Source organism: Sporosarcina sp. D27, assembly GCF_000586555.1.
Taxonomy (GTDB): domain Bacteria; phylum Bacillota; class Bacilli; order Bacillales_A; family Planococcaceae; genus Sporosarcina.
The window spans coordinates 21,317-28,135 of sequence record NZ_AZUC01000053.1 but is presented as its reverse complement, the minus strand read 5'-3'; the positions used below and the strand labels follow the sequence as shown (position 1 = coordinate 28,135).

The following is a 6,819-nucleotide window of genomic DNA, read 5'->3' as shown; positions in this document are numbered from 1 at the left end:
GCTCATAAAGCGTTGGAAGTGCTCATAAAAACTGGAAAGTGCTCATAAAGCGTTGGAAGTGCTCATAAAAGTGGGAAAGTGCTCATAAAGCGTTGAAAGTGATCATAAAGCATAAGAAGTGATCATAAATGCTGAAAAGTGCTCATAAAGCAAAAAAACTGATCATAAATCATAAAAACTATCCACAACTCCCTCCCCCTACTTATCCAGGAGGACACGAAATCCCTTTCACTTCGAAAGGGATTTTATGGCGTTACAACGAATATAGATAAGTATAGAGAAAAATTAGAAATGGGGGGAAACTTCTGTGGCAAAACATAAAAAGAAAATGGGGAAACCAGCGAAAATCCTACTATGGTTCATCGCTACGATTGTAGTAATCGCGGCAACAGCACTTATTTTTGTAAACGTTTACATAGGGAAGTCGAAGCCCGTAATTGAAGGGAACGTTCAGCTCACTGTATTAGATGAAAACGTAACCGTAACTCGGGATGAAAACGGCGTTCCGCACTTGGATGCCAAATCCGATGCCGATCTGTATCGTGCACAAGGTTATGTTCATGCGCAAGATCGTTTGTTTCAGATGGATCTCGCACGTAGACAGGCGAGTGGACGACTGTCCGAAGTCGTCGGTGCAAAAGCGATCGATACCGACAAGCAGTTCCGTACATTTAGCTTGAGAAATGCAGCGGAGAAATCGTTCGACACATATAGCGACGACGCGAAACAAGTTTTAGGATGGTATGCAGATGGCGTGAATGCATTCATCGAAGAAGTAAAAGACAATGGAAAGTTGTCCTATGAATTCAAATTACTCGGCTATGAACCTGAGCCGTGGACACCAATCGATTCACTGACAATCGGAAAGTATATGGCGTATGACCTTGGTGGAAAGTGGACACCTCAAGCCATGCGGCACTGGGCGCTCAATAATTATTCTGAAGAAAAAGCCCAAGATTTGTTCATTACGTATCCGGAAAATGCAGAATCCATTATGGAAGCGAATTTAAAAAATCCAGTCCAAGTCACGGGACAGTTTGACCCTGGATTACTACCACACGAATTTAACGGAAGTAACAACTGGGTTGTCTCAGGTGATAAAACAAAATCAGGAATGCCACTACTCGCAGATGATCCGCATTTAGGACTGAGCACACCTTCGATTTGGCATCAAATTCACTTGAAGTCCCCAGAACAGAATGTTAGTGGTGTCATTTTTGCAGGGATTCCTGGAATTATCCTCGGACATAACGAAAAAGTAGCATGGGGAGTTACAAACGTCGGGCCCGACGTCCAAGATCTATATATTGAAATCCCGAACCCGGATGATCCGACTCAATTCCAATATGACGACGAATGGGAGCAAGCTGAAGTGCGCGATGAGACAATTAGCGTAAAGGGTGAAAAAGACATACCTTTCGAAGTACTGGTCACTAGGCACGGACCGATAATCACAGATGTCATTTATAAAGATGAAAAGCCAGACGCGGTGTTTTCGATGCAATGGACGGCATTAGAGCCAAGTAATGAGCTTGAAGCGATCATGGATTTAAACAAAGCAGACGACTGGGAGTCGTTTGAAACGGCGTTGGAGGCATTCAGTGCTCCAGCGCAAAACTTTGTATTCGCTTCAACGGACGGTACAATTGCGTTCAAAGCAAACGGGAAAATCCCGATTCGTAAAAAAGGCGACGCACAGCTACCGGTTCCGGGGAATTCCTCAGAATACGGCTGGGACGGTTATGTTCCGTATGATGAATTGCCAACTGTTGTGAATCCTAAAGAAGGTTTCATTGCCACAGCTAACAACGAAGTGGTAGATGAAAAGTATCCATATCACATTACGAAGTTTTGGGCACAACCGTATCGCTATGAGCGGATTGCAGAAGTGCTTCGGGATCGAGACGACTTTACAGCGGATGATATGATGAAATTACAAATGGACCAAAAGAATTTACATGCTGGAGAGTTTCTAGATTCACTAATTGGGTCAATTGAAAAGATGGATCGAAAAGGGCGATATAAGGAAATCTTGGCTCAGATGAAAGATTGGAATCAGGTGGATTCAGTGGATGCATCGCAGCCTCTCATATTCCATAAACTTATGAAACAATTGCCGGTGACGATGTTTGCATCAGATATGCCCGCAGATGTCTATGAGTTCATGCCAGGAAAGCCACAGTTAACGGATCAATTCTTACGCAATGCGTATGCGGGAGATCCTTCTACTTGGGTGCAAGAGTACGGGGGAGTTGACCAATGGGTATATGATGCGTTTGAAAAAACGATTGCAAGTCTGAAAGAAGATTATGGGGATAAAACAGAGAAGTGGCAGTGGGGCGACTTCCATCAACTCGTATTCCCTCATCCATTGTCAAGCGCTTCACCGATACTAGCGCGGTTCTTGGATCCGGAAAAACAACCTGTAGGCGGCTCTGGAATTACAGTTCAGGCAGCATCGTTCAAAGACGATGGCAGTGCGAATCACGGAGCCTCGTGGCGCTTTGTTGCGGATCTGGATGACCTTTCAAAGGCTTATCATATTGTAGGTCCTGGTCAAAGTGGCCACGTTAAGTCACAATGGTTCCACGATCAAGCCGATGATTGGGTCCGCGGAGATTTCCATGAGACTGTTTTAGAAGGTGACGTGAAAGATGGGAACGTGTTGACGTTGGAAGCAAAATAAGTTGATGAAGCAGAGGCGCAAGTTGCCTCTGCTTTTTTGTGTGCTCGAATCGAGCTACATTTGTTTCTAGGGATACCCCTAATACACCGAATGCTCATAAACCTCCAAAAACGCTCATAAACATGGGAAAGTGATCATAAATCAGTAGAAACGCTCATAACCCCAGGATTGTGCTCATAAATCTTCAAAAGTGATCATAACCACAGAATTCCGCTCATAAACCTCGAAAAATGATCATAAACACCTCGCCCTCTGTCGCTCGCGGGCAACCCAATCTTCACCAACACCCTCAATCGTGAAAAAGTGCACTTAACCAATCAAAAACCAAGATTTAATTGGTCTGCTTCGCTTTGCGAAGCCATTTAGTGCAAAAAGTGAAGAACGAAATCGAACTTCATTCAAACCTTCGTTTGATAGTAGTTGCAAATCGTCAGAATAACGCATATACTAACCTTACAATCAAACGAACATTTGAATGATGAGGAGGCGGATGAAATTGAAAATGGTTGACACGTGTGATGAACAGATTATTCACGACGCTCTTGTAGTCGAAATTCGAGAGGAATTGCCCCGCGTTGGAAATATGGTGCAACTCTTTAAAGCGCTCGCAGATGAAACACGACTCAAAATTGCGTATTCATTAACATTAAAACAAGAGCTATGTGTTTGTGATGTCGGTGCTATTATTGGTGCATCTAACGCGACTGCCTCTCATCACTTACGATACTTGAAAGAAAATGGATTAGCTCGCTCGGAACGAAGGGGTAAGATGGTCTATTACTCGCTTGCAGATGATCACGTCTTACAACTTGTGAAAATAGCGCACGAACATACGATGGAAGGTGAAGAGAATGGCTGAAACGAACAGGACTGAATATCGTCTCGAAAACTTAAGTTGTGCCAACTGTGCAATGAAATTCGAAAAAAACGTAAATCGACTTCCAAATGTCGAGGTGGCTACTGTCAACTTCGGTGCGAGTAAACTGTCATTTGCAGGTGACGCAACCGTCGACGAACTTGAATCTGCAGGTGCCTTTGATGGCATCCGGGTTGTACCAGTCACACAACGTAAACCTATCAAGAAAACACCATTCTTCAAACGGAAAGAAAACATCGTCTCTCTAATATCTCTTGTATTCCTAGCAGCAGGTTTATTTACTTCTAGCAAATACGGAGAGACCAATACCACCGCAATCATCTTATTTGCAATAGCGATTGTGGTCGGAGGAACTTCGATGTTCATCGACGGGCTCAAAAACTTAGTACGCCTTGAATTCGATATGAACACGCTCATGACAATTGCGATTATCGGAGCCGCAATCATAGGGGAATGGCGCGAAGCCGCTGTTGTCGTCCTCCTGTTTGCAATCAGTGAAGCACTCGAATCCTACTCCATGAACAAAGCTCGGCAATCCATTAGCAGTTTAGTGGACATTGCCCCTCCTTCAGCAACCATCAGACGAAATGACGAGATGTTCGAGTTGCCGACTGAAGACATTCGAATCGGAGACATCTTAATCGTCAAGCCGGGTCAAAAAATCGCGATGGATGGAACGGTACGATCAGGGTTCTCAACCGTGAACCAAGCTGCGATTACCGGCGAATCTGTCCCTGTCACCAAGCAAGTAGACGACACCGTTTTTGCAGGAACGCTGAACGAAGAAGGATCTCTAGAAGTAACCGTCACCAAATTAGTAGAGGACACGACAATCGCTAAAATTATTCATCTTGTTGAAGATGCGCAGGCAGAAAAAGCACCTTCGCAGCAATTCATCGACAAGTTCGCGAAATACTATACACCAGCCATTATCGCCATTGCGGCGCTAACCGCTGTCATTCCACCACTTCTCGGTGCGGATTGGCAAACTTGGATTTATCAAGGACTCGCAGTTCTTGTCGTCGGATGCCCTTGTGCGCTCGTCGTATCCACACCTGTTGCAATTGTCACAGCAATCGGGAACGCAGCACGTCAAGGCGTGCTCATTAAAGGCGGCGTCCACCTGGAAGAAATGGGGCATATCAAAACCGTTGCGTTTGATAAAACCGGGACTTTAACGAAAGGCTATCCTGAAGTCACGGATATCATCACCTCAAATGGAGTAGAGGAAGCATATCTCCTTCAGTCGGTCGCAGCCGTTGAACGTCTCTCACAACACCCATTGGCAAGAGCGCTCGTCAATGCATCTGAAGCGCGCAACCTCGAAGTTGTACCAGCGGAAAACTTCCAATCCGTCACAGGTAAAGGGGCAGTTGCTGTTGTGGAAGGTAAAAGTGTTTCTGTCGGAAGCCTTCGATGGATGGAAGAACTCACTGAACTTCCAGAATCAGCGAAGATCAAAGCAACAGACATGCAGACTGAAGGGAAATCTGTGATGGGCGCTGTCATAGATGGTGCATTTGCAGGGCTCTTCGCAGTAGCGGATCCAGTTAGAGAAGAAAGCAAACTTGTTCTTGAACGATTAAAAGAAATCGGCGTAGATACTACAGTTATGCTGACAGGCGATGACCCGAAAACGGCGCAAGCGATTGCTGCTCGTTTAGGCATTGACGACGTTCGTGCTGGACTCATGCCGGAAGACAAACTCAATGCAATCCGTGAATTGAGCGAAGGCAAGAAGCGAGTAGCGATGGTCGGAGATGGCATTAATGATGCACCGGCACTTGCCGCAGCATCTGTTGGAATCGCAATGGGTGGCGCTGGGACAGACGCCGCATTAGAAACTGCCGACATCGCATTGATGGCGGATGATCTAGAACAATTGCCATATACCGTGAAGTTGAGTAGAAAAACGTTGCGTACTATCAAAGAAAACATTATGTTTGCAGTAGGACTAAAAATTGCTGCACTGCTTCTCGTCATCCCAGGCTGGCTGACGCTATGGATCGCAATCTTCGCAGATATGGGCGCAACACTGTTAGTTGTGTTGAATTCACTTCGATTAATGCGAATCCAAAAGTAAGAAGCGGTCGTTTGGAGGAACTTCCTTATGCAACTAAAAGAATGGACAATGGTGGAGCAAGAACAGCTGATCCACTTCATGACCACAAATACATGGCCATTTCACATGCAAGAAAATTCGGGTCGCGAGTTGATCGAAAAAGCGATCCGAGAAGGTGGATACGAGTCAGATGAAGTCAAAACATTTTGGCTCGTCAACGACAACGGAGAAAAAGTGGGCATCGCAAAAATCCATGACTTACAAGATGATGTCCCCTTGTTCGATTTACGTATCGCTGATCGCTATCGAGGTAGAGGATATGGAGCAAGTGCACTGCGCCTCATGGCAAACTATGTGTTTGGATTGCCGGAGGGGAAGAACCGGCTGGCAGGTCACACGCGACATGACAATCTAGCAATGCGTAAGACGTTCGAACGGTCTGGCTTTGTAAAAGAAGGACATTTGAGGCAAGCATGGTTTTCTCCAGAAGAAGATCGATATTACGATGCTATTACTTACGGAATCACGCGAGATGACTATATGGCAGGGAAGAAAACTCCAGTAGTCTGGGAAGATAACGGAAGTTCGCAGACAATTCAAGGTATCCCTGATTTCCCGGACCAATTTGAATCAGAACGTTTGCTGATTCGTATGCCTTCACTAAATGATGTTTCTGACGTAAATAACGCAATCCTTCAAACATTACCTACTCTGCGTCAATGGATGCCATGGGCGCATCAGCCACAAAATCTAGCGGACACAGAACAACGGATGCGACAGGGAATTGCAGATTTCATCACAAAAAAAGATCTCAGACTTCACTTGTTCGAAAAACAAACAGGTGACTTCATAGGCTCATCAGGATTGCATAGAATCGATTGGTCGATTCCCAAATTTGAAATTGGCTATTGGTTAGCGAGTGGATATGAAGGAAAAGGGTACATGACAGAGGCTGTAGAACGAATTACGGAGTTTGCAATTGATGAACTTGGTGCACACCGAGTAGAAATTAGATGCGACGAACTCAACAAAAAAAGCCGTGCCGTTGCAGAACGGGCAGGCTTTGAACTAGAAGCTGTGTTGAAAAATGATGATCGATCAGCTGACGGGACACAGTTGAGAAACACAGTCATATATGCAAAAATCAGCCAGTAAACGTGAAAAAGGGATGTCGGAGAAAACCGACATCCCTTT

Annotated in this window: 4 protein-coding genes; all 4 read left to right on the top strand. The window is 45.1% G+C overall.

What is annotated here, in order from left to right; all coding sequences use genetic code 11:
• Positions 1 to 328: 328 nt before the first annotated feature.
• The 4 genes from N693_RS0114130 to N693_RS0114115 all read left to right on the top strand — a co-directional run bounded on the left by N693_RS0114130 (position 329) and on the right by N693_RS0114115 (position 6,780).
• Positions 329 to 2,686, top strand: a complete 2,358-nt coding sequence (locus N693_RS0114130; protein WP_025785477.1) for a penicillin acylase family protein — start codon at positions 329 to 331, stop codon at positions 2,684 to 2,686.
• 502 nt (positions 2,687 to 3,188) lie between these two features.
• Positions 3,189 to 3,545, top strand: a complete 357-nt coding sequence (locus N693_RS0114125; protein ID WP_025785476.1) for a metalloregulator ArsR/SmtB family transcription factor — start codon at positions 3,189 to 3,191, stop codon at positions 3,543 to 3,545.
• Positions 3,538 to 5,646, top strand: coding sequence for a heavy metal translocating P-type ATPase (locus N693_RS0114120; RefSeq protein ID WP_025785475.1), 2,109 nt, complete (start codon positions 3,538 to 3,540; stop codon positions 5,644 to 5,646). Before N693_RS0114125 ends, N693_RS0114120 begins: the two co-directional genes overlap by 8 nt.
• A gap of 27 nt (positions 5,647 to 5,673) precedes the next feature.
• A complete protein-coding gene (locus N693_RS0114115) occupies positions 5,674 to 6,780 on the top strand; it encodes a GNAT family N-acetyltransferase (RefSeq protein WP_025785474.1) in 1,107 nt (368 codons plus the stop codon).
• Positions 6,781 to 6,819 lie beyond the last annotated feature (39 nt).